The sequence below is a fragment of the Methanosarcina horonobensis HB-1 = JCM 15518 genome (assembly GCF_000970285.1).
Classification (GTDB): Archaea; Halobacteriota; Methanosarcinia; order Methanosarcinales; family Methanosarcinaceae; genus Methanosarcina; species Methanosarcina horonobensis.
Map to the genome: position 1 here is coordinate 129,536 of NZ_CP009516.1, position 23,921 is coordinate 153,456.

General features: G+C 41.5%; 23 protein-coding genes. 11 read left to right on the plus strand and 12 right to left on the minus strand.

What is annotated here, in order from left to right:
* Window positions 1-37: 37 nt before the first annotated feature.
* On the minus strand, window positions 38-1,201 hold the full coding sequence (locus MSHOH_RS00560; RefSeq protein ID WP_048136681.1) for a Coenzyme F420 hydrogenase/dehydrogenase, beta subunit C-terminal domain: 1,164 nt from the start codon (window positions 1,199-1,201) through the stop codon (window positions 38-40).
* Between the two features lie 774 nt (window positions 1,202-1,975).
* Between MSHOH_RS00560 and MSHOH_RS00565 the strand changes: the two genes are divergently transcribed.
* Window positions 1,976-3,409, plus strand: a complete 1,434-nt coding sequence (locus MSHOH_RS00565; protein ID WP_048136682.1) for a methanogenesis marker 14 protein — start codon at window positions 1,976-1,978, stop codon at window positions 3,407-3,409.
* Between the two features lie 147 nt (window positions 3,410-3,556).
* Here the strand turns inward: MSHOH_RS00565 and MSHOH_RS00570 are convergent, their stop codons facing one another.
* Together MSHOH_RS00570 and mptA are read right to left on the minus strand one after the other, a co-directional pair.
* A complete protein-coding gene (locus MSHOH_RS00570) occupies window positions 3,557-3,883 on the minus strand; it encodes a DUF2098 domain-containing protein (RefSeq protein WP_048136683.1) in 327 nt (108 codons plus the stop codon).
* 276 nt (window positions 3,884-4,159) lie between these two features.
* A complete protein-coding gene (gene mptA / locus MSHOH_RS00575; protein WP_048136684.1) occupies window positions 4,160-5,116 on the minus strand; it encodes a GTP cyclohydrolase MptA in 957 nt (318 codons plus the stop codon).
* A 408-nt stretch (window positions 5,117-5,524) separates the two neighbouring features.
* On the opposite strand from mptA, the gene MSHOH_RS00580 reads away from it, so the two are divergent.
* From MSHOH_RS00580 to MSHOH_RS24905, 4 genes are all read left to right on the plus strand, one after another.
* Window positions 5,525-5,809 carry a non-histone chromosomal MC1 family protein gene (locus MSHOH_RS00580; protein WP_048136685.1) on the plus strand — a complete coding sequence of 95 codons (285 nt, stop codon included), beginning with the start codon at window positions 5,525-5,527 and terminating at the stop codon, window positions 5,807-5,809.
* 226 nt (window positions 5,810-6,035) lie between these two features.
* The gene (argB, locus tag MSHOH_RS00585; protein WP_048136686.1) at window positions 6,036-6,935 is read left to right on the plus strand and encodes an acetylglutamate kinase; all 900 of its coding nucleotides are present in this window, start codon (window positions 6,036-6,038) and stop codon (window positions 6,933-6,935) included.
* Between the two features lie 51 nt (window positions 6,936-6,986).
* Window positions 6,987-7,157 carry a hypothetical protein gene (locus MSHOH_RS24900; protein ID WP_239451119.1) on the plus strand — a complete coding sequence of 57 codons (171 nt, stop codon included), beginning with the start codon at window positions 6,987-6,989 and terminating at the stop codon, window positions 7,155-7,157.
* On the plus strand, window positions 7,157-7,453 hold the full coding sequence (locus tag MSHOH_RS24905) for a GNAT family N-acetyltransferase (protein WP_239451120.1): 297 nt from the start codon (window positions 7,157-7,159) through the stop codon (window positions 7,451-7,453). Before MSHOH_RS24900 ends, MSHOH_RS24905 begins: the two co-directional genes overlap by 1 nt.
* 83 nt (window positions 7,454-7,536) lie before the next feature.
* Here the strand turns inward: MSHOH_RS24905 and MSHOH_RS00595 are convergent, their stop codons facing one another.
* A complete protein-coding gene (locus MSHOH_RS00595; RefSeq protein WP_048136687.1) occupies window positions 7,537-8,577 on the minus strand; it encodes an archaeosine biosynthesis radical SAM protein RaSEA in 1,041 nt (346 codons plus the stop codon).
* A 184-nt stretch (window positions 8,578-8,761) separates the two neighbouring features.
* Window positions 8,762-9,679 (minus strand): glutamine-hydrolyzing GMP synthase, encoded by a 918-nt coding sequence (guaA, locus tag MSHOH_RS00600; protein WP_048136688.1) that lies wholly within the window; start codon window positions 9,677-9,679, stop codon window positions 8,762-8,764.
* 399 nt (window positions 9,680-10,078) lie between these two features.
* Here guaA and MSHOH_RS00605 point away from each other — a divergent pair, with 399 nt between their 5' ends.
* Window positions 10,079-10,357, plus strand: coding sequence for a hypothetical protein (locus MSHOH_RS00605; RefSeq protein ID WP_048136689.1), 279 nt, complete (start codon window positions 10,079-10,081; stop codon window positions 10,355-10,357).
* 1,665 nt (window positions 10,358-12,022) lie between these two features.
* The gene (gene recQ, locus MSHOH_RS00610; protein WP_052730646.1) at window positions 12,023-14,722 is read left to right on the plus strand and encodes a DNA helicase RecQ; all 2,700 of its coding nucleotides are present in this window, start codon (window positions 12,023-12,025) and stop codon (window positions 14,720-14,722) included.
* Here recQ and MSHOH_RS00615 read toward each other — a convergent pair.
* The 3 genes from MSHOH_RS00615 to hxlA form a co-directional block, all read right to left on the minus strand.
* Complete coding sequence (locus MSHOH_RS00615) at window positions 14,714-15,214, minus strand: hypothetical protein (protein ID WP_082089182.1); 501 nt, start codon at window positions 15,212-15,214, stop codon at window positions 14,714-14,716. The genes recQ and MSHOH_RS00615 overlap by 9 nt on opposite strands.
* A gap of 130 nt (window positions 15,215-15,344) precedes the next feature.
* Window positions 15,345-16,142, minus strand: a complete 798-nt coding sequence (locus MSHOH_RS00620) for an A24 family peptidase C-terminal domain-containing protein (protein WP_048136690.1) — start codon at window positions 16,140-16,142, stop codon at window positions 15,345-15,347.
* A 203-nt stretch (window positions 16,143-16,345) separates the two neighbouring features.
* Window positions 16,346-17,575: a 3-hexulose-6-phosphate synthase gene (gene hxlA, locus MSHOH_RS00625; RefSeq protein WP_239451121.1), complete on the minus strand. Its 1,230-nt coding sequence runs from the start codon at window positions 17,573-17,575 to the stop codon at window positions 16,346-16,348.
* 396 nt (window positions 17,576-17,971) lie between these two features.
* Between hxlA and MSHOH_RS00630 the strand changes: the two genes are divergently transcribed.
* The 4 genes from MSHOH_RS00630 to MSHOH_RS00645 all read left to right on the plus strand — a co-directional run bounded on the left by MSHOH_RS00630 (window position 17,972) and on the right by MSHOH_RS00645 (window position 20,669).
* A complete protein-coding gene (locus MSHOH_RS00630) occupies window positions 17,972-18,451 on the plus strand; it encodes a DUF5788 family protein (protein WP_048136692.1) in 480 nt (159 codons plus the stop codon).
* A gap of 102 nt (window positions 18,452-18,553) precedes the next feature.
* On the plus strand, window positions 18,554-19,480 hold the full coding sequence (pyrB, locus tag MSHOH_RS00635) for an aspartate carbamoyltransferase (RefSeq protein ID WP_048142946.1): 927 nt from the start codon (window positions 18,554-18,556) through the stop codon (window positions 19,478-19,480).
* Window positions 19,477-19,947 carry an aspartate carbamoyltransferase regulatory subunit gene (gene pyrI / locus MSHOH_RS00640; protein ID WP_048136693.1) on the plus strand — a complete coding sequence of 157 codons (471 nt, stop codon included), beginning with the start codon at window positions 19,477-19,479 and terminating at the stop codon, window positions 19,945-19,947. The genes pyrB and pyrI overlap by 4 nt, the downstream gene beginning before the upstream one ends.
* Before the next feature lie 248 nt (window positions 19,948-20,195).
* Window positions 20,196-20,669, plus strand: coding sequence for a DUF5788 family protein (locus tag MSHOH_RS00645; RefSeq protein WP_048136694.1), 474 nt, complete (start codon window positions 20,196-20,198; stop codon window positions 20,667-20,669).
* Window positions 20,670-20,761: 92 nt separating this feature from the next.
* On the opposite strand, the gene MSHOH_RS00650 is transcribed toward MSHOH_RS00645, so the two are convergent.
* The 4 genes from MSHOH_RS00650 to MSHOH_RS00665 all read right to left on the minus strand — a co-directional run bounded on the left by MSHOH_RS00650 (window position 20,762) and on the right by MSHOH_RS00665 (window position 23,915).
* Window positions 20,762-21,529 (minus strand): DUF1673 family protein, encoded by a 768-nt coding sequence (locus MSHOH_RS00650; protein WP_048136695.1) that lies wholly within the window; start codon window positions 21,527-21,529, stop codon window positions 20,762-20,764.
* A gap of 71 nt (window positions 21,530-21,600) precedes the next feature.
* Window positions 21,601-22,347: a DUF1673 family protein gene (locus MSHOH_RS00655; RefSeq protein ID WP_048136696.1), complete on the minus strand. Its 747-nt coding sequence runs from the start codon at window positions 22,345-22,347 to the stop codon at window positions 21,601-21,603.
* 101 nt (window positions 22,348-22,448) lie between these two features.
* Window positions 22,449-23,150: a DUF1673 family protein gene (locus tag MSHOH_RS00660; RefSeq protein ID WP_048136697.1), complete on the minus strand. Its 702-nt coding sequence runs from the start codon at window positions 23,148-23,150 to the stop codon at window positions 22,449-22,451.
* A 45-nt stretch (window positions 23,151-23,195) separates the two neighbouring features.
* Window positions 23,196-23,915 carry a DUF1673 family protein gene (locus tag MSHOH_RS00665; RefSeq protein WP_048136698.1) on the minus strand — a complete coding sequence of 240 codons (720 nt, stop codon included), beginning with the start codon at window positions 23,913-23,915 and terminating at the stop codon, window positions 23,196-23,198.
* Window positions 23,916-23,921: the final 6 nt, after the last annotated feature.

Here is a 23,921-nt window from a genome sequence, read left to right on the forward strand (position 1 = left end):
TCTGAGCTCAAGAGGAATATTCTTACATTTTTGAATTTTATGCTTTTTGTCTCATGTGCAGTGCGTACATCTGTACCTTTTTCATCTTGGCCAGGTTGAGGACTCTTTCCAGTTCGTCGTCCGTAAGTTGTCGGGCTTCGATGTAACCGTTGTCTACAGCTTCGTTGAAGATTTCATAGCCTATGGCTGAACGGGCAAGAACTGTGGTGTAGCCTTTGGGGCTGCCAACTCCTCCAAAGGAGATGTCTGAGTTTTCGGCGGTCAGGTCTGTGCAGAAACGGCAGGAGGAGCTTCTATATTCGTCAAAGTCACTGAGTTCGAAGACGTGTTCTTTTCCGTCTTTCAGGGTAACTTCGAATTTTCCTTTTCGGATTTTCATGGCATCTACATTATCTAATGTGATACCGTAGCTTTCCAGCACTGCTTTGATTCCTTCATAGGAAAAAGTGTCCATACAGAAGAGCCCCAGTTTGAGAACTTTTGCTCTCATGAAGAGGTGCAGAAAACCGTAAGAACTTCTTTGCATTTTTGTTACGGCATCGATATTGCAACTTGTCCCTACAAATGCAACGCTGTTCATTCCCTGTTTGACTGCACTCATAAGGGCTTCGAGTGTCATTGAGTGAGAGTAAATACTGCCGCTACTCTTCAGGATTTCCTCCCTGGTTCTTGCAACTATGGGTATTGGTTTCCAGGGTTCTTCTTCTGAACGGATTGTAACCACAGCGCAGTCAATAAGTCCCTCATCCAGAGCATAGAGAAGAAGAGAAGTCACAACTCCTCCGTCCTGGCCCTGTATTTCCGGTATGGCAGATTTTGCAGCATAGGCATATCTGAAGCTACCTATCAGTCCTTCTTCTGTGGTGATGGTTCTTGGGCACTGGTAGTAACAGACTCCGCAGGCTTTACAGGGGCCTACCAATTCAGGTTTTCCATCTTTGATGGTTATGTATTCGCAACTTGCTGCACAGGCTCCGCAAAGAGTGCAGATGCCCGGCTTTATGATATCACGCTTTAGTTTTCCAAAAGAAATCTTCTCTTTTTCGCTCAGGCTGCGCTTGAGCCGAATAACGCTTTTTTCAAGTGTATCGAACTTGTGCTTGCATTCAGTACTGCAGAAATAGTAATGTTTTCCCCCGTAATCCGAAAAGTATTCAGTATTGTCAGATATAATTTTCTTGCAAATAGGATCTAGTGGCATTAAAGTCCTCCGATGATCATTCATCCCAAATTTCAGGACATTTCATATGCGCAATTCCTGAGAAAAATCTATATTGGTTCATCAACCTATAATTATTATATTTTATAAGTATATATTAATCATCGCATATTATTATAATTATGCTCTTTATAATTTATGTTCTTTATAATTACGTACTATAATTTATTCTTATGGGGCGAATAATTTCAGGTTTGATCGAAAATATGAATCGGAGTAGAAATATCTGTTACAAAAATTATGCTGAAGGATGAACGGAGAAAATGAGTTAAAGATGGCTATCGCAATAACAGTGAGTAATATAATTGTGGGTTACGATAAGTAAACATAGAATAGTTTTTAGATGGTAAAAACAGATGTGAACACAATAATCAGGATAGATAGACACAGTACGTAAAGATTTATGACCACTGGTAAGCCGTGAATAAATCAACTATAACAATTAGTGAAAATGAACTGACAATTTGATGCATTTTAGCAAAGGTTATTATAGGCTTTGATTAATACCTTCTTCAAACTTCAGATAAATTGTGTTCTTGTCACGTATGTTTATTGAGTCCTGGAGATAGATCTTCCAAATAGTCCGATATTCAAAATCCGGTTTTTAATTGTTATCATCTCTAAAATGAACTTCATACTTATATTCTATAACATAAACTCAATTAATTCTGTGTCTGCAGATTCAATCGTATAAGATATTAATTCGATCTAATCTATGTATGTAATCTATGTATAGATCCTCAGGAAGGGACAAAAATGGCTCTGAAACCCAGAATTGCAGAATCTCCTCAGGTTCGTTTGATTGACCTCAAGTCAAAACCGTTCTTTATTGTAGCTTCAGTAGAAGTAGGTAATACCACAACCAAAAGTATCCTTACAGCCACAAATATGGATACTGGCAGGACGCACATCATAAACAAGGTTGTGCGCATGACAAGGGACGTCCGTCCTCCAAAACCCGGAGAAGTCGTGTTCGGAAAGACACTTACGGGTGTGGAACTGACACGCGAGTCCGTTGCAGAACTGGTTAAAAGCACACTTACCGAATCCATGGAGAAAGCCAGCCTGGATATCAAAACCGACCTGAATTTCGTGGTACGTTCCACAGGTGTAGTTGCAGGCTTTGATTCCCCTGAAGAAGTCGGCGAATTTATCAAAGCCTTGGCAGACGGATGTCTGATGGCAGGAGTCCCTCCTAAAAATATGACCCCTCCAATGTCTATCTCCAACATTTCTAAAAAACTCCAGAAATACAGCAAACTGGAAAAGGTGATTTTTGATGGGGCTGTAGCTGGCGTTGTGCCTCCGATCGGCTCTACAGGTGTTGAAATTGTTGCAAACGAAATGGAGGGAGAGCTTGCAACAGCAGGAATAAAGGAAGCGGCTAAACTGACGGATGTTGATTTCAGGAATCCCTGCATTTCAATTGATTTCGGGACTACCCTTGACGGCAGGATCACAAGCCCAGACCAACCATATGCAAAAACAATTGGAAACTTCTGCGGATACGCAGGTGCAATTCCTGACGCTATTATTAGGGGCTCGAAGATTGTTGATTCGAAAGTAGGAACTGCTCTGGAAGTTTTTGAAAAACAGAAACCGCCTTCTTTCATCACTCTGAAGATGAAAGCTAAAGCCATAGAAGATTATTCAAGGCGCATTCATGAGCTCATTATCATTGAAAAAGTCCCTGGAGACCGAAAGAGATACGGGAGCGTTCCTGTCAGGCCGGATGCGGCTGAAGAGATAGGTGTAACACTTATAGGCTGCGATGTGGGAGAGAACGGCTCAAATATGGGAAAACTGAGTGCAATAGGCATGGAGATTTGCAAAAGCCATGGATTACCTATTGTTTATGCTGTGATTGATGAGGTAATGGCAGGAGTGGTTTGCAGGCTTATAGAGGTTGCAAAGAAAGAAGGTCTCATTTTTGAAGACAGCACTTTCGGAATCACAGGCAGAGCAGGAATTACCGGGAACAAACCTAAGCTGATTTTGAGCTGCCTGGAGAAAATGAATCTTGCCCCTAAAATCGATGAGAGAGTGGTCTTTGTAGACGATGGGCTTGCCAGAGGTGCAGCTGTTATGGCCCGTTGTATGAACTCTTTGGGTTCACCGCAAAATCCGCTTGGCGGCAGGCACGGTGGAAAATGTATTCTTGCACAGCGGATGAAAATGCAGGAAAAATGAAGGTAGAAATGGATGGTAGTCTGTAATAAACTACCATTTTTCTATAATAAAGAAAGAGTGTTAAAATAAAGGTATTGAAATAAAGGTATTGAAATAAAGGTATTGGAAACTTGAGAAAAAAGTTGTGTAAAGTAAAGGCAGGATAAATTAGCCTCCTGCCCCTCCTCCTCCGGCTTTTCCAAGGTCGAAAGCCTGCATTGTTTCTCTTTCTTTCCTGAACCTTTCTTCCAGTTCTTCGGCAGTAAATTCTCTTTCTTCTTTCTTTTCCGTGGGTTTGAGATCTGTATATTCCAGAGTTTCTTCTTTATACCAGAGATCTGTACTCTCGAGCAGGGCCCAGACTTTTCCCTGTTCATCCTTTTTGATCTCGGTCACACGACTTACAGTATCGCTATTTACGTATTTGACAGCATCTCCCACTTTGATAGTCTTCTTGTTCCGCCCTATCGCTGTGATTTCCTCAGCATCAGCCATGCTTTCACCTCGAGGGCTTCCAGGACGCTGGCATTTTAGGCCCTGCAAGTCCACTCCTTCTTTAATAACTGCTTATAGGTTATTCAGGCCCTTTAATAAAGTTTGTGTGGTTTTACCTTTAAAGTCTCTAAAAAGTCCTGATAGACTTAATATGGATTTTAGACTCAATAGAGACTTCACTGTTTAAGAAATAGAAAGAAAGTTTAAAGTTTATTATTTTCTCAGTAACTGACTGCTTTTTTGTCATCAGTCACTTCTTTTTTTTTAACTACATTTTTACTGACTAATTTCTTTCCTGAGATCTCCCATGAGGGCTACCCTTTCGGCAAATGCATTGTGTCTGTGTATGCTTTCCTCATTGATTTGCTTGATAGTAATTACAGCATTATCGGGAAGGTTCGGGAATTCTTTTACTACATTATCTGCCATTGCTCTTACACAGTCTTCCACAAACTTCGGGTTCTTGTGTGCAGTTTCGACAACAACCTTCTCGTCTGAGCGTTTCAGGACTTCATACACGCTTGAACTCATGGAACGCTCAATAATCTTGATTATGCTTTCCAGGGAAACATCAAAATCGTGAGCTACTTTGATTGAGATAATGCCTCTTCCGCGCTGGTTATGGGTAGCCATCGGGACTCTTTCCAGGAATTTTATTATTGTATCTCTGTCAACCCCAAGGTCGGCAAGTTCATTTGCGGCTTTATCTCTCATAATTTCCTGAGCGCAGGGGCAGGCAGTCATTCCCACAACTTCAGCTCCTATCAGCTTTTTCACATCAAAGTAATCTCTATCGCCATTGCCCCTTACAGCTGAAGCTTCGGCAAAGATATTAACTACTTCCTGACACTTGATCCCTGTGGAAGGAGAGGCTCGCCTTATCATATATTCGCTTTTCATCCTGACTTCAGCCTGATTTGCATATTCATGGCGGCCGAGAAGGTTATGTGCAATATCGCTGCATAATTGTTCTATTTCATACACCGGTGTGCTGAGGACCTTTTCCAGAACTTCGTCTACGGCTTCAAAGTTCCTCGAAAGGTTTGCTCCCTTACGGTCTGAAGGCAGGTCAACAAAGACATCAAAAGTTGAAATCAATACTATTGGACGCTTGTCTTTACGTTTGATTTCAACCAGCTTTTTCATATTTGTTACCCCAACGCGGGTGAGGTTAATAGCTATGCTTGGTTTGCTGGCCTGGACATCCGGGAGATTGAAAGTGCAGTGTTCCATATTTAACCAGATCCGTGAAAAGATGAGTGTGTGCTTGATTTGTTGAGTAAATACTTAGCAAATACATAGTTCTATTATATGCATTTGGAAAAATATAGTGACCATAAGAAGTTATAGCATGTAAAGTTTGTGCTTTCCGGCTCTTTTCCAAAAGTACAATAGAATATATTTTAAAAGAGTATCTAAAAACCCTTTCCTGAATACTATTTTGAGTTACATTTTCAACAAGAAATAAATATTTAAATATTTCCCATTTTGATGACAATTTTGAAAAATTTAGTTTATATACCTGTGCAAATTAAAGGCAATTTTCGATAAACCAATAACTATAGGCAACATCCGAAGAAAGATTTTATATACTTTAAAAATTAATCAGTGTCTAGCAATACAATTTGCGAGGTGACCTTTATGTCCAACACAAGAAATTTTGTTTTACGAGACGAAGAAGGCAATGAACACGGAGTTTTCACTGGAAAACAGCCTCGGCAGGCTGCCCTGAAAGCTGCAAACCGGGGCGCCGGGACCAAATCCAAACCTGATATCATCCGCCTCAGGGAACGCGGGACAAAGAAGGTGCACGTTTTCAAGGCATGGAAAGAACTTGTCGCAGCCCCAAAAAACAGGCCTGACTGGATGCCTGAGAAAATCAGCAAGCCCTTTGTTAAGAAAGAAAAGATCGAAAAACTCGAGTAAGCCTTTATTTTCATATACCCTGGAAAACGGGGTTCTTTCTTTTTATTTTCGAGATCCAGATACGAATTAGCCTGGACGGGTCTTTATTTAATACTATCCGGGCTGGCTTATTTCTACATTGATACTTTATGTGAGCTTTCTATATCGGCCCTTTTGGAGAACCTTTCTTATTTAACTTTTGATATTCAACGATAAGTTTAAAAAGAGATTTTCTGATTCCTAAATCATGGAACTCAAAAGAGAGAATGTGCTTATTGAAGCCCTGCCTTACATGCAGGAGTTCTATGATTCAATCATGGTTATCAAAGTGGGTGGAAACGCAATGGTCAGCGCCCAGATCATGGAGGATATCATAAAAGATATTGTCCTTCTGCGTTATGTGGGAATCAAACCCGTTATTGTACATGGGGGCGGGCCTGAAATCACTGAAAAAATGGAACGCATGGGCAAAAAAGCTGAGTTCTTCCAGGGGCTTCGCATTACGGATGACGAAACCATGGAAATTGCCAGGATGGTTCTGGTAGGAAACATAAACACAAAGATTGTTTCTCTTATTGGAGTATTCGGCGGCAAAGGTGTCGGATTTACAGGTTATGACGGAAGGATGATACTCGGTCATAAACAGGCTGCAAAACGCGTGCTTGTCGATGGCGTGGAGACTGAAGTGGACATAGGCTGGGTTGGGGAAAGTGAGGTCATAAATCCAGAAATTCTCCATATTATGCTTGAAAAGGGCTATATTCCCGTTATTTCTCCGGTTGCTGTGGATGCAAAAGGCAATGCCCTGAATATTAATGCTGATACGGTTGCAGGAGACATCGCAGCGGCTTTGAAGGCTAAAAAACTTATCCTCATGACCGACGTTTCCGGCCTCCTGAGGGATATGAAAGACCCGAACAGCCGCATTTCCCGTGTAAATCTGGATGAGATTGACCCCCTTATCGAGGAAGGAGTTATCAGGGGCGGCATGATTCCTAAACTCAAAGGTGCCGCTGTTGCTGTTAAAAGCGGGGTAGAAAGAGCACATATTATAAATGGTAGTGTTTCCCATTCCATGCTCCTTGAACTCTTTACTGACGGCGGAGTCGGAACAATGATCTACGGGCCAGATCATCCGCTTGAGTAATTGGCAGCACTATAGATCCAGACTTTTGAAAGAAAAGTCCATAATTCCGGAGTGAAGGAAGCCGTGAATTTACTTATCAGACCTGTTAGATTAAACGATTCCGAGGCCATTAATGAGATGAGAAGGCAAGAAGATGTCAGGGCGAATATGCTTGCACTGCCAACTGAAACTATTGCCTTTACCGAAGCTTTTCTCAAAAACATGGGTACTGATGACCTATAATGGTAGCTGAACTTGAAGGGAAAGTAGTGGGGATGGTAGGAATCCATCTCCTCAAAAGTGCGAGGCAGAGGCATACTGCCTGCCTTGGCATGATGGTAAGGACCGAATATCAGGGACAGGGAATTGGAAAGAAGCTGCTGGAAAACATCCTTGACCTTGCAGACAACTGGCTCATGCTTGTAAGGATCGAACTGGATGTAACTTCGGACAATGAAAGGGCTATCCACCTGTATAGCTCATTTGGGTTCGAGATTGAAGGGAAAAAGAAGTATTATAAAGAGAGGGAAGTATTCTGACCTCACTATGATGGCCAGATACAATATTCCCGCTCAGTTTAAATAAAAAACGGATTTTTCTCAAGAGAAATTCTTCCGCGGTTTCAGTCTAAAATGGGCGTTCCGTAGGTGAAGTCTTCAATCTCCAGGACTTTTTTCCAGAGCTCTTTACAGCCGCAGTCTGTTGTGCTGAGATCTGCGGGATTCTGGGTGAGTGAGAAAGTCCTGAGGGAATCGGCAACTTCCGAGCTGCACTCTTTACAGTTATGGGGGCCGCGTTTCGAGCCTGCACCGACCGGATCGGACATCAGGGGAAGATCGGGGTGAGCAGCTTTTGCTCTCTGGAGAATCTCGATTATGCTCCACAGCCACGGTGGGCGGTACTGACCTTTTTCCCATAAAGTTTCTACAAGGGTGCCTTTCTGGACATTGCAGAGGTTGATGGATATGGTGTCTGCATATGGGGCTGCATCGTCTATGGAACGAGTGATGTCTTCCATTGCCTGTTTTTCTGAGAGGAAGAGAGGTTTGAGCATAAGGTAGGCCTTTACTGTTATGCCATACTTTTTTGCAGTTTCTGCTGCGCGGACGAAGTCCTGGAATGTGAAGCCCTTATTGATGGAGTCTTTTCGGATTTTGTCCGAACTCGTCTCGAGCCCGAATGCGAGTTCGAATGGCTTGTTTTTCAGGATGTTCAGGCAGGCCTTCACGTTTTCTTCGGTTACATAATTGGGCCGTGTCTCGACGAGCACCTTGATGACCCTTGGATCTTCTGCAAGGGTCTTAAGAATAGCATCTCTGGCTTCAGGCGGGACTTCTTGTTCGTCAAGGAAACTGCCTGAGGTAAAGATCTTAACCATGAATTCGGAAAACTTTTCAGCTTTCCTCATTGCTTTTGCAAGCTGGGATTCATAGTCTTCAAGGGTGGGTGGCTCACTTGCACAGTCATAGACATAACCGCACATTGTACAGCCTCCGGCTTTTCCCCAGCGGCAACCTGCGCTCCTGAAGATTACGGTGAGGGTTTTTGTTTGAACCCTGTCTACAAGGTCTGTTCCGGTCCAGCTTGCCGCAGGCTCGTCCGTAGGTGAAGGCTTTACTTTGATCCGCTGCCGGATATCCAGTACTGCTTTATTAAGGGACATGGGCTTAAAACTCGCTTTGTGAATTAATGTTTGTGAGTGAACTAATATTTGTGAATTAATATTTCACTTTATGATTTATATTCAATTTGTAAAAAAAGCTGATTGAAGCCTTTTAAAGATAAGGGTTCATTTATCTTGTGTTTTCCTTTGCCTTATCTTTTCGGTTATCCTGCACTTTTCTGTTTTATTCGAACTCGATTGTTGCAGGCGGCTTGGGAGTAATATCATATACTACTCTGGCTACCTTCGGGATCTCGGAAGTGATTCTCGATTCAAGCTGCTTGAGCACATCCCAGGGGAGTTCGAGGGCTTCTGCAGTCATTCCGTCTCTTGACCCTACAGCCCTTACAGCCACAATCCAGCCGTAAGCCCTTATGTCTCCTTTTACTCCTGTGCCTTTGCCGAGCACGGCAGCAAAAGTCTGCCAGGGGCAGAATCTCTCGAGAAGTTCCTCTTCGACTATGAAGTTTGCTTCCCGTGCTACCTCAAGCTTTTCTTCCGTAACCTCTCCGAGAACCCTTACAGCAAGCCCCGGACCAGGGAAAGGCATCCTTTCGCAGATCTCGTCAGGCAGCTGAAGAGCCCAGGCAACTTCCCTTACTTCATCTTTGTAAAGGTCCTCGATAGGCTCAACGATTTTCTTGAAGTCCATTACGCTTGGAAGCCCTCCTACATTGTGATGTGACTTGATGCCGCCTTCGGACTCGATCCTGTCAGGGTAAATCGTGCCCTGGATAAGGTAATCGGCTGCCAGTTTCTTTGCCTCTTCCTCAAACACCCGGATGAAAGTCTCACCAATAGCTTTTCTCTTCTCTTCAGGATCCGTAATTCCTGCAAGGGCTGCAAGGAATTTGTCCTTTGCATAAACAACATCCAGGTTCATGTGGGAGAAAATATACCTTATTCTTTCGGTCTCTCCTTTTCTCATAAGCCCTGTGTCTATATAAATCGGCTGCAGCCTATCCCCAATTGCCCTGTAAGCCAGTTCAGCACAAACAGAACTGTCCACACCACCGGAAAGTGCAATAATTGCCTTCCCATCCTTTATCTCCTGGCTGATTTTCTCAACTGCTTTCGGAATGAATTTTTCGGGTTTTACCATTGAAGTGCTCCTTTGAGTGAATCTTTCCTTTGAAAAAAATGATAGTGATTGGTAACTGTGTGAGAATTATAATGATCTGATTATATTTTGTTGTGATATATGAGTCTGTGCATGGGGGTTTTGATATTTAAAGGTATAGTAGAGAACGTTTATTGAGCTCTTTACTCTTTAATTCAAGAAATTTCCAAAGTAGTCCTGTTTTTTCGAAGATCAGATATTTGTCTTTCTTACTGCTTTTCATAACTTTATTTTACTGTCCAGTAATTTACTGGCTGGTAAGCTCTTTTAGGACGGCGTAAATTTCTGTTTTTCAACAGGCATAAAGAGGATACTATAATTAAAGGATATTAATTGCAATTGGAAATACGGACCCGAGAGCAAAATCGAGCAAAAAGGTAAGTGAAAGAAATTATATGTCAATTTTTAAACCGTGAAATTGCTCCACCTTCTCCAGAAAACCAAAAATTAGAATTATATATTAAGCTTTTCCAAAATATTGCTATTAAAAAGACCGAACAGGAGTTAGTGATAGGAATGGGCAATGAGGATTATGAGATAGTTGATAAACTTGAGAGTATTGCAAAGTCTCTGGAGAGCATGGCAGAGTCTCAGAAGAGAATGGTTGAGGTTATAGAAATGCTCGTACAGGAAAAAGGGGTTATGGATCTAAAGAAATGAAGGCTATTGGAAGTATAGGATTAAGTGAAAAATATCAAGGCCATAAATATCGATTTTATCTGACTTAAAGGCTTCTGCTTTCGACAGTTAGAAGCTTTTTCGGGGGGATATACTGTTAAGCGTCAGGTTTGTTTTAGGGCTGAACAGATAAGAAAACTTAATAAAGGAAGAGTAAACTTCTAGGAAAAATAAACTCCTTACTTATTTTTTCTAGAATGTATGTTTGATATCCAAAACTTTTTCTGGACATCTTTTTTGGACTCTACCTGACTGTTTTGTTAAACAGATTCTCATTACGGAATTAAAAGAGGCTTAAGCAAATCCAATAATTTGATCTAAAAGCTGAAATAATACCTAATATGGCATTATAATATAAAGATGGGACTATAATAATCCAACTCATATGAAATATCTATGTTTCTGAATATTTATTCTTACATTTATAAATCAGTACAGTTCAAATTAAGAACAGGGGACTTGGAACTTTGGATACGGAAAAAGCGCTAAAGTTATGGATGGTTCTGATGTTTTTGCTGATGCTTGGAGTGCTATTTATTCTACTTATGATCGTTGCCGGTTAATTATGAATAGTTCTGAAAACAATTCTGGCTGAAAAATGTTTTCTTATATTAAGGATAAGACAGCGAGTGATATCCTCTTCAAGACGTAATTTCATACCAGTTTCTTTGAATGTTTCTTTAAAATTTATTCCTGAATAATCATATATAGAGGGGCAGTGAATACATAGTTAGCTGATAATTGGCTTGGCTGGATACGATTGACATTCTACATTAAAAACAACCAGCTAAGTAAGGTATTTTGCAAATGATGGAAGTAAAGATTAATACGTGCGGCTATATTTCTTCCCCCTCCTTCTCTTACCTCTAACCAGGTGCTTATTCCCAGGCGCTGAGGATGCCTGATCTTAGAGGCTATAAAACCGCTTCATTCCCCCTTCTTTACCTCCATATTTGCTTTCCCGCCTTGGCGGCCTCACCTTTTCTTCCTAAGTCCTATCAGCTCATGAAGAAAGGTACCATCATCGTTACTTGGGAGTTTTTCCATATTTTAGGGTTTTAAGCGTCAAATTAGCTGGAACAGGAGCTCTTTGTGTTCAGGACTTTTTTGCATAAATATCTGGATCGATAAATCGCCTGATCTGTGGCTGTTTACCGCTTGATCTATGGTTGTTTACGGTTGTTTACTATAGTTATCTTCTCTAATTGCAGCTGTGAAATTAACTGGTTTTAAATTTGGGGTGTTATCCACATAATTTATTTATTAGTAAAGTTAAACATCTTCATTGCATAAATTTCTTTCTAGAGTAAGTATCTCAATCACCGCGGTCAAGCAGGTGGTTTTCATTTAACCATATTTTTTAAAAAGAAGCTTCTATATAATTCAGAAAATTCTTTATAATTTTTTGTTTGGCTGAATATTTTTCTGGATATCTGATTCACAATACTTTCATCCTGCATACCCGCAACTTAAATAAGATGAATCTGAAACATCACAGCATTATGGGTACACAAATAATTCTAGCTATTGTGCAAGTGTTATAATCGACTTTATCGGAATCTTTCATACACACAGCTTCCAGGGAATTCCTCGGAGATTTATTTTATACTGGCGTGTACGAATTCCACAAATTCAGAGATGAGAAAAATGGGTACTGGTTACGGAGCATTGAAGGATAGCAAAAGTGAGCTTGAGTCCAGGGTACTTGTGTCTGCCAGAATGCACTCGGTACTCCACCAGTACTTCGGATATACTGCTTTCCGGCCTCTACAGGAAGAAATCATCAGAGACGTTCTGGACCGAAAAGATGTATTTGTGCTCATGCCTACAGGAGGGGGTAAGTCTATTTGTTATCAGCTGCCCTCTCTACTTCTGGATGGAGTTACTGTTGTAGTTTCTCCTCTGATTTCCCTGATGAAAGATCAGGTGGACGGGCTTGAAGCAAACGGAATTGCCGCAGCCTGTATGAACAGTACCCAGAGTGCCAGAGAAATCCGGGATATTAAAACAGCTTTTCTGGAAAACAGATTGAAAGTACTATATATTGCTCCTGAAAGGCTTATGATGCCCGGAACATTTGCTTTCCTGAAGAAAGGTAAGGTCAGCCTCTTTGCAATTGACGAAGCGCACTGTATTTCGGAATGGGGGCATGACTTCCGGCCTGAGTACCGGAAACTGAAACTCCTGAGGGACTCAAAGACCGGTTTTCCTGATGTACCTGTTATTGCACTCACGGCTACGGCAACAAACAGAGTCAGAAAAGATATAATAACCCAGCTCGGACTTGATATCGACCCTGAGAAAGGACCTTACGTTGCCAGTTTTAACCGGAGCAATCTTTACTATGAGGTAAGGCCAAAGAAAGATACTTTTTCAGAGATAACTGACTACCTGCTCAGGCACAGGGGTGAAGCCGGGATCATTTACTGCCAGAGCCGGAACAATGTGGAAACCCTTACAAGAAAACTGAACCTTGCCGGGTTCAGAGCTCTCCCCTATCATGCAGGGCTTTCAGATTCCGAACGTTCCCGAAACCAGGAGATGTTCATAAAAGACGACGTGGATATAATAGTGGCTACAATTGCCTTCGGGATGGGCATCAACAAATCCAATGTCCGGTTTGTAATTCACTACGATCTTCCCCGGAATCTTGAAAGTTATTACCAGGAAACAGGACGTGGGGGTAGAGACGGCAGTCCATGTGAATGTATCCTTTTCTTCAGCAGGGGAGACCGCTTTAAAATTGAGTATTTCATAGCGCAGAAAACAAACGAGAAAGAAAAGGATATCTCCCTTGTGCAGTTAAGGCAGATGGTAGCTTATTGTGAGGGAAATAAGTGCAGACGTCAGACTCTCATGGAATATTTCGGTGAAGAACTTTCAACTCAATGTGGAAACTGCGATACCTGCCTCAGACCTAAAAATACTTTTGACGGGACTGAAGCTGCCAGAAAACTAATTTCCTGTATCCAGGAACTGAACCAGCGTTTTGGTACTAACTACATTATTGATGTGCTCACAGGCTCAAAGAATAAAAAGATTAAGCAAAACCGCCACGAGAAACTGAAAGCCCACGGCAGCGGCAAAGAATTTTCAAAGGAACAGTGGAGGTCGCTTGCCTCTGAGATGTTGAACACCGGATTTCTTGAAGTCAGTGGAGCACAGTACCCTGTCCTGAAACTGAATGCTATGAGCAGGAAAATTTTAAACGGCTCGGAAAGAATTGAACTTGTCTGTCCTGAGGGTTTCATACCCGGAGCTGAAGAGAGTTTCACGCTGCCAGCACCTGCAGGAAAATCTCCAGGAAAAGCAGAAAATGATGTGCAGACTCCTGCCTGTGAACATTCGACTGTTACTGATATTCTTAAAAAAGAAAAATCCGGAGGACTTCCAAAATCGGGAACAGAGCATGATCCTATCCTCTTTGAGCGGTTAAAAGCCCTGAGAAAACAGATTGCTTTAAACAAGAATCTTCCTCCATACATTATTTTCTCCGATACAAGCCTTAAAGAAATGGCTGCAAAACTTCCACGTACTCCTGAGGAGTTCCATTCGATTACAGGGGTAGGAGATCATAAACTCCGGAAATATGGAGATGATTTCCTCAAAGAGATCAGAGACTACTGTAAGGACTATGACCTGATGCCTGTGGCGGAAGTTGAAGTTGGGATTGAATCCACTTCTCAAGAAGCCGATAAAAAGAAACCATTAGCAGCCTCGTCTTCCGTCACATTTCCAGAAAAACTTTCAGGTGCACACAGCCTGCCAGCAAAGAAAATAAGGTATCTGGATATGAGTATCCAGGACTGGTCGGAAGCAGACTCATCTGACAGTTTTAATAGTACAGGACTTGAAAGAAATTCTCCCGAATTAACTGTTGGGGTGTCCGAAATAGACCTTCCTGAAGACGATTCTCAAAGCTGTTCTCTTGAGGCAGATTTCTTTGAAACAGGTTCTTTTAAAACAGATTCCTTTAAAAAAGATCCAGAAGAAATCGAATTTTCCGAAGTCAGTTCTCTTAATTCGGATATCTTTGAAGAGTTTTCCCTTGAAAAGACTTATTCACTCTATGTACAGGGGCTGAATATTGGTGAGATTGCAGAAATCGAAGGACTGCCTGTAAAAGATGTTTACAGGCAGTTTGAGAAATTAATACTTGACAGGAAGGTCAGTAAAATTGAAGGGCTCGTACCTCCGGAAAGGTATAAGCAAATCTCTGCAGCTATGGAAGTACTGGAAACTGAAATTGACTACCTGCTCAGAGCGAAGCTGGGAGAGGGATGTCAGGAAGATGAACTTAAACTTGTAAAAGCTCTCCTCCTGTCAAAATTGCTTTTTTCAGCCTGAAGCAGGCGAAAGCAGCTCTTTTCTATAAATTATTTTGTTTTTCCTCTCGTTTTTTATGAGGATAACTGCCGAATTTCCCTCTTTCAGTTCAATTTCTTCAGGCAGGGACAGTTTCATGTTATTTGCCACTTCCAGAACAACAGGAGGATCAGGGCTAATTTCATACTCAATCCCATTATACTCGAGATAGATGATCGCGCTTTCCCCAAGTTTAATCGGGTCTCCTCCCTGATGTTCTATTTTCAGGTTCTTTGAATCGAGTATCTGAACATCGAGCTGTGTAAAAGTTCCTGACTTCAGGGCTCTTTCCGTACTTCCCCCAAGGAGAACTGCTCCTCCCATAAGAGCAAGAAGTCCCATGCACATCATCGCGAGGGCGACGACCACAATGCGATTTACGGCTTTCTCATCACACTTGAGTTTATTCACGAATCCGTTAAAGGATTTAATTAAGGACCCATTTGTGAATTCGCCTGAGAATACTGAACCCAAAATAGCTCCCCCGTCTAGAAACAATTTTTAATAATTCTTCACGTTAATTTATTAACATTGTTATGTGTTTTTATATATAAAAAAGTTTCATAACTGTCCCAACCTTTAAGCCGTATACAAATATAGTTTCTTATAACAGTTCTATAAGAGAGTAAAACTGAGTAAGGACCTTTGTCACGAGATAATAAATAAGGTCTCCCAATACCACTGCCAGAACAAAACTCGCTGTCATGGGGATCATAAACGGAAGTCCCGGAGTTACCCAGACAATACTGTCAAGCAACCCCTGCTCTTCGTGTGCTTCAAGCCTGGAGAGAATATTATAGTTTACAATAATTCCTCTGCCTGCAAAAGAAGGGTTTAACTTCCCATTATTCAGCTCAAAACGTTCGGCTAACCGGATATGTTTGCCATTTTCCAGAAGTTTTCTCAGATCCTTAATCTCTATCCTGTATGCGAATAACATATAAAATGGCTTTTTGAGCATCTCAGGAGTAAAATGCAGAAGGTTGTAACAGAAAATTCCTAAAGGAACAGCAGCGGTAAGAAGAAAAGCATTTTCAAGGACGGTAAATGAAAAGAGCCCTGCAGGCGGTACTCCCAGTAAAGGAAAATAGTAATCGTAAATCTTCAGGATAGGGTAAACAGGGAAAAGAGTCCCTATCACTATCAGGGCTTTTGCGTCCGCACCCCCAAAAATTCTGATCCTGAAAAGTAAATAAGCTAGAAAAAAACTGGAGAAAAAGGAAAAAACTAATTGAAAAAGAAAAAAAGTTTCTTTATTCACAATCTCATAAAGCAGGAAACCTGAAAGGGAAAGAAGCATAAGCTTCCATAAATGGTTTGGAACCCTGCGAGTTTTCAGGTCCAGGTAAGAAGAGTAGATAAGAAAAGGCAGGCAAGCTGCCAATTTCAAAACTTCTATCATGTGTAGTGTTCTGCTCTCTTGTTTTCTATACTTCTCCGTTTATAACCTTTTTTTCCTGCTAGTTTTTATTATTTTCTGTAACTTTTTTATTTCAATTTTATTCCTGGGTTTGATCCCGGTTTTTATCTTTGCTTTCATCTTCTGTTTCTGTTTTTATTCTGCTTACTTCTGATTTTCAGAAGTTATCCCGAAAATTTCTTTTTTCAATGTTTTTCCCACTTTTTAAGCTCAAGGATCTCTGAAAGAGTTCCGCCTCTCCGGATCTCATCGAAGAGTCTTTTTTCTGTCTTATTAACTTCCTTTGCCCTTCTTGCGAGTTCATAGCCGCGTTCCTTCGGGACAACTACAACCCCGCTTTCATCTCCTATTATATAATCCCCGGGTTTTACAGCCTGGCCTCCACATGTGATTTCAGCGTTGATTTCTCCAAAGCCTTTTGGATCTCCGGCATTTGGCACTGTATTGCTGGTATAGATCGGAAGCCCGAGATTTTCCACTTCGTCAATATCTCTTACAGCACCTTCTATTACTACACCTGCAACTCCTTTGTTCAGGCTGCTCAGGGTTGCAAGCCCTCCCCAGCAGGCAATATCCTTGCTTTCGTTATAGATTACTATTACATCTCCCGGTTTTGCAATATCAATGGCTTCTACTGTCTTTGCCCAGTCCCCGGCAAAAGCCTGTACTGTAACCGCAGTTCCTACCATTTTTCCTCTTACCAGCGGATGGATGCCTTTCATTGCCCCTTTTCTGTGCATTGCATCCGAGATATTTGAGGTGGAGACTTCCCTAAATATCACCCTTATTTCCTGGTCCACAGTCCCTCGGTCTCGAACATCTACAGACTCCGGAGAGTCTACACTCTGCCTTACTTTTCTTGCAGCTTCGGTTACATTGTCAGAGCGGGTTATGTTTCCTCCCACTATCACAATCCTGGCACCTGCCCTGACTGCCTGAGCTGCACTTTCTGCATCAAGCCCTCCGGCTACTGCAAGCTGTACACTCACTTTTTCTGATATTTCCATTAAAATGGATATAGGGTCTTTTCCCATCATTTGCTGGTCTATGCCTACATGAACATTTACATAGTCCACACCCAGGGCTTCGAGGTCCACTGCCCTTTTTACAGGGTCCGGAGCAGAAATCAGGTCCGCCATCAGCCTGACTCCGTATTTGTGGGCTGAGCGGAGTGCATCAAGAACTGTAGAATCATCTGCACTGCCAAGAACAATAACCACATCTGCACCGGCTTTTGATGCCATTTCTACTTCCATGGCTCCGGTATCTACGGTTTTCATGTCGGCAAGAATTGTTCTGTCAGGAAAAGCTTTCCTCATGGTACGGATTGCGTCCATACCTTCACTTTTGATCAGGGGAGTGCCTATTTCTATCCAGTCCGCACCTCCTGCGACTGCTTCCTTTGCAATCTCCACTGAGCGGTCAAGTTCCAGAAGATCTAGTGCAACCTGAATTATGGGAACGATAGTATCACCTCTATCGGGAAACTGAAAAGTGTAAAAAACTGATTTTTTATCGGTTTCCCTTCTGTTTTTGTTTTTTAAATTTAATTAATGCTCAAATCTGCTGTACTCTTAAATTTTACTGGATATTTATTATCCTTTTTAGCTCATTTATTAATCCTATTCATTTGCTGCTATCCATTTTTTGGTATGTGAGTTCTTCATTATCTATATTACTTTTTATTCCGATTTTTTTCTTTTGAAAGTCTTTGCCTTCGATTCCATCTCAATCGCCGAAAATCCGGGATTAAACAGCTGCCGCAAAAAACTTTTGATCAGGAAGAACAATTTAGTTTTCGGGGATAGATTATGGAAAATAGCTATAAAATAAACGAGAGCGAAGACTTTTCCCAAAAGTATATCACAGAAGCGGAGCGCAAACAGCTGTTATCTGCTTTACACTGCCGCCTCTTCTGGGTAGGGCAGCATATTCCGGATTACGTGGAGTTTGAGGGAGAGAAATATCCACTTCATGACTATGTGTGGGAATTGGTTCAGAAAGATACCCTTACTCCAGGAGAAAAGTCCCGAATAGATAAATGCATCGATATTATTTCGGCAAAAGAAAAGGAGGACGAAAAAGATCTTGAAGAGAAGCCTCTTACAGAGGAAGAGGCAAAATCTCTATACCATGAGACTGCAGGTCTTCTGCGTGCAATAATGGATCTTAAAGAAATTGAAAGCGGAGCTCTTAAAGAGAGCACAAAACGCTTTCAGGAGCAGTTTGTAAACCAGAGGGTCAGGGATGCCAAGCTCTGGCTTGAATTCATCAAGAACGTATCAAAGTAAAACCATACAGCTCAGATGTAACTCAGAGTTACTGCTGCAGTACTGATGCCGAAAATTTCCGGAGCAAAGGTTATATCTCTGGGCATCGTTTATGAAAAACGGATGTTATTCAAGAACCGGCACGTCATCTCAATGAAAGATTTTTCGCGGGAAGAGATTGATTATGTCCTGGATACCGCAGAAAAACTTGAACCTGTAGCCAGGGGCGAAGAAAGGTCCAGGCTGCTGGATGGAAAAATTATTTCTCTTCTTTTTTTTGAACCGAGTACAAGGACAAGGCTGTCTTTTGAGGTTGCTACAAGGAGGCTTGGGGGCCAGGTTCTGAACCTTGGCTCAGTTGAGGCAAGCTCTGTTATGAAAGGGGAAAACCTTGCCGATACTATCCGTGTAATCAGCAAATATGCTGACCTTATCGTGCTGCGTCATCCTCTTGACGGATCGGCACGGATGGCTGCGGAATTTGCAAGTGTTCCTGTAATCAATGGCGGAGACGGGTCTGTCCATCACCCTACCCAGACTTTTCTTGACCTCTATACAATCCGCAGGGAAAGTCATCTTGAAGGCTTGAAAATTGCCATGGCAGGAGATCTGAAGTACGGAAGAACCGTTCACTCCCTTTGCCATGCCCTATCTCTTTATGGAGCAGAAATGACCTTTGTTTCGCCTCCAGAGCTCAGGATGCCTCCGGAAATCGTTCGGGATTTGCAGAAGAAAAAAATTCGGGTAAAGGAAACGGATTCTCTTGAGGAAATAATAGGGGATGTTGAGATTCTCTACATGACAAGAGTTCAGAGAGAGCGTTTTCCTGACCCTGAAGAGTATGAAAAGGTTAAAAACAGACTGAGGGTTACAGGCGAGCTTTTAAAAGCCGCAGATCCCGGACTTAAAATTCTTCATCCTCTCCCCAGGGTAAATGAGATTTCTCCTGAAGTGGATTCAACTCCTCATGCACGCTATTTCGAGCAGGCTTTCTACGGAGTCCCGATCAGGATGGCTCTGCTTGCTCTGGCAATGGGGGTGATTGAGTGAAAGAAAAAAGGGACCTGAAGATCCAGGCAATTGAGAACGGGACCGTAATTGACCACATAAAAGCCGGAGAGGCTTTAAATGTCCTGCGCATTCTGGGAATTTCCAGTGCTTTTCGAGCAACCGTCAGTTTTGTGATGAACGCTTCCGGAGCTCGAGGTAAAAAAGACGTTGTTAAGATTGAAGGCAAGGAACTCAGTGTTAAGGAACTTAATAGAATAGCTCTTATCTCTCCTAAAGCTACAATCAATATCATAAGGGATTTTGAAGTAGTTCAGAAAAATAATGTCGTGCTCCCGTCTTATGTGGAAGGCGTTGTCCGCTGTACGAATTCAAACTGCATCTCAAACAGCAGCGAGCCTATAAAGTCCAAATTTTCAGTGCTGCAGTCCGAAGAAGAAGGAGTTTCCCTTCACTGCCTGTACTGTGAACATGTAATTTCCGAAGAGATTGCGGAAAATCTGCTGTGATTCTTGCAAACTGAGAAAAGGAAAAGTGCTGAGTATCAAGAGCCAGATATTTTCAGCACTTTTCAGCAAAAGGAATTTTTCAGCAGTGCAGTTGTTCTGCCGAGAAACATGAATCTCTTTTTATTGTCAGTTTTTGGTTTCTTTGAATTTCTCTGGTTTTTATCGAGATTATCCTGGACCGGAATAGAAAAGAATATGAGATCGGGCGGATAAATCATAAAAGTACATCTGGATTTGAGGAGAAGTTTATGCTTAAAGATGAGAAAAAAACAAACAAAACCGAAACAGAATATCTTGGTTACCGGGAGCGCAACAAACTCCTCTGGAGCCTCAGGAGCGACTTTGCCTGGGCAGGAAAGAAAATTCCCGAAAGTGTGGAGATAGATGGCGAGGAATACAGGCTGCGCGAAATGGTCCGGGAACTTGGAGAAAAAGAACACCTCAGTCCGGATAAAACTGCTGAAATCAGAGCTCTTATCCCTGAATTGAAGGAAAAAGCAAAAGATAATGAAGAGCTGCTCGAAACCGAAGAACTTACAGTGGCAGAAGCAGAAACCCTCTATGAAGAAGCAACCGGGCTTTTACGGGCGGCAATGGAGCTGAAGGATAAGCTTGAGGGAAAAGGCGGGGAAAAAGGTGCAGATGAATTTAAGAGAATGCTCAATGTCCAGAAGATAATGGATGAAAAACGCTGGCAGGAACTTATTAAAAGTCTGAAATAATGAGTATGTTTATGTTTTCTCCAGATATTTTTAGTCTCCTGAGAATTATAATTTTAGAATAATTCTTCTATTTCTTCTTTATTTTCAATTTTCTACTTATTCTTGTTTTTGAAGGTCGCCATAATTTCTTCCGGTTCGTCAGTGTAGAATTCCAGATTCACGTTTGAGCGTGTAGTAATTTTAAGGACCTGTTGATAAGGCACAGTGAGCTCGAAGATATAAAAATAAATAACAAGGACATATGCAACTATCCAGAAATCTACCATAACCGAGCTGAGTATTACGAAAGTCGGAGCTGCTTCCATCTGCAAATCTCTGGCTATACTTTCTACGATACGAGGTAATTGAATTGCAAGGGTCACAAGAACCAGCAAACGTAGCGGCCAGCGCAAAGAATTGCCTTTGTTCTTCGATACTGAGGTCTGCACGATATCCTCTTTCCTTAACACAAGGGACCTGAACAGATGCCTGCGAATAATTACCTTTTCAGGAGTTAACATCACAGTAGTACGATTATAAAGAATTAAAGCTAAAAGGGTCAGATAAGGAATTAAGGAAGGAAAGAGATGAAAAAAAGAACCTGCAGGACTGCATAATCCCAAAATTAAACTGATTACCAGCGCTGTAATGATTATTTTTACGATTCCGTAGCCTTTATTCAGAAACTTTCCTTTCAGAACTTTACCTTCCTGCAAACCTGCGGAATAGGGTGTTAACTGACTTTCGTTTTCCATTTTGGAACTGGAAAAGCAGTTTTCTTGCTTTTCATTTCTGAGAGAATTTTTCATCGGGCACCAGCCCACCAATTTTCGGAGAGATTCGATAAAAGCCATTTCATAAACCCTCACAATGTCTTTCATTAGACGATTTCAGCTCCACAGCCGAGGCTTCTTACGTGATTACTTTTTGGTTTTGATGTACAGTTTCGTATTCAGATTCTAAAATTGAGAAGCTTTGTAAGCTCTTCCGGTTCTTTAGTGTATATCCAAAGTTTCACGTTTGAGTATGTGGTCACTTTAAGAATCTGTTGATAAGGCGCTCGGAGTTCGAAGTTGTAAAAAAACACAAGGAGAAATGCAGCTACCAAGAACTGCGAAAGAAATAAGCTGAGTTTTGCGGAAGCTGGGGCTGCTTCTTCCAGCTGCAGATCCCTGATAATCCTTTCTATAGTACGAAGCAATATAATAGGAAGAGTAGCTAGGAAAACTAAGCGCATCGGCCAGCGCAGGGAACGGTTTTCGTTCTTCTCTATCGAGATTTGCCTGATATTTTCTTTTTCGATCACAACAGGCTTACGCAAAGGTCTTTTGATTATGATTTTTTCAGGCATTACCGTAACAGTACTGGGATGATGGGAAAGTAATAGCAGTATGAGGGGTAAATACAGAATAAGCTCTGAAAGGATAATTAAAAAAGAGCTTTCAGGACTATATGTCCATAAAACTAAGGAGGTTATTAATGTGAAGACTAAGATTATTACAGCCCACCGTTCTGGAAATAAGTTTATCTGCACCTTGAAAATTCTACTTTCCTGAATGCCTGCGGGAGAGGAACCCGACTCAAGAATCCCATTTTCCAATTTAAACTCAGAGAAGCAGTCTATCTTCGTTCTTTTCCCCAGAGAATTCTTCATCGGACACCAGTCCATCTTTTTTAGGATAGATTCGATAAAAGTCATTTAGATGCCTTCACATTGCTTTTCAATAAACGATTTAACCTCTTCAACCTAGGCTTAATTTGTGGCTATGAAATAGTAAAAGTCTATTCATGCCGTTTTTATTACTTCTCGTTTTTGAGAAATCCTGTGAGTTCTTCCGGTTCTTCAGTATACAACCAAAGTTTCAGGCTTGAACGTGTGGTTACTTTAAGGGCCTGCTGATAAGGCGCTATGAATTCGCTGTTATAAAACATTATAAGGAACATTGTTAGTATTGCAAGCTGTCTCAGAAATTGACTGAGTTCAACGTAGTCTGGGAATGATATTTTCAGGTCGCATAAAGTTGTCATTACCTCTTTTATAAAGTAAAGCGGTATCCAAACGATGTAAATTAAGCGCATCAGCCAGCGAAGGAAATGATTTCCTGTCCTTGTTACCGAAATCTGTATGATATCCTCTTTTTCGATCACAACTGGCTTACGCATAGATCTCTTGATTATGATTTTTTCGGGTGTTACTGCAGCAGCACTTGGACTGTTAAGAAGTAACATGAGAGGCATAAGGAACATTACAAGGCCTGAAAATACGACTAAGTAAGAGCCTTCAGGACTACATACCCAGAAAAACAAGGAGACTATTACTATGAAAAAAGTAATTATTAATGCCCATAGTACCCACTCTCCATCAAAGATGCTAACCCGTACCTTAAGAATTCTACTTCTGTGAGGATCCGTGGGAGAGGACAATAGTTGAATGTTCCTATTTTCTAATTTAAATTCAGAGAAGTAGTCTTCCTGCCACCCTTTCTCGAGTGAATTTTTCATCGGACACCATCCATTAGTTTTCGGAGAGCTTCGATAACAGTCATTTCATAAACCCTCGCAGTGCCTTTCAATAGATGATTTAATCTCTGCAGCCGAGGCTTCATCCGTGACTAAGGAATAGTACGGGGTCCATTCATACCATTTTTTGTGTCTGGTCTTGATATACAGCTGCGTATTCAGATCCCAGAACCGGGTTTTTTGTTTCCTTTCTAAAAACAGTAGAAGAGGAAACAAGGAGACCAATAGCAGAAGTGGTTTCCATTCTCCTTCTGTGACAGCTATGTAAACAAAGAATCCACAAAGGGCAATGCCTCCAATAATCAGGAACAGGGACATTTTCTTTGAGCGCTTTTCAAGCCTGTATGAAGCCACACTTTCAATCTCTTCATAAGGAATTTCAAAATTCTTCAGTCTGAAGGCCTTCAAGTGTACTCCTGATTTGTCTACAAGAACTGCTGCCTTGAGAGTTTTGAGATATAGAAAGTAGTAACAGGTGTTAAGCAGGAAGAGACCTGTCAGGAAGAGTGTAATGTCTTCCGGATATCTCAGAAGCAGGCTGATACTTATATAAACAGGTACAAAAACCAGAGTTGTATTTGCAGGAAAAATCACATTTGAAGTTTGGAACTCCGGGCGATTCTCTGCCTTTCCGGAAACAGGAACTGGGTTTGAATATTTACAGGGCTGTTTTGTTTGTAATGCCATTTTCCTGCAAGCTGGGCACCAGCCCATTAGCTTTTTGACATACTTCAGATTCAGAGCCATTATTTT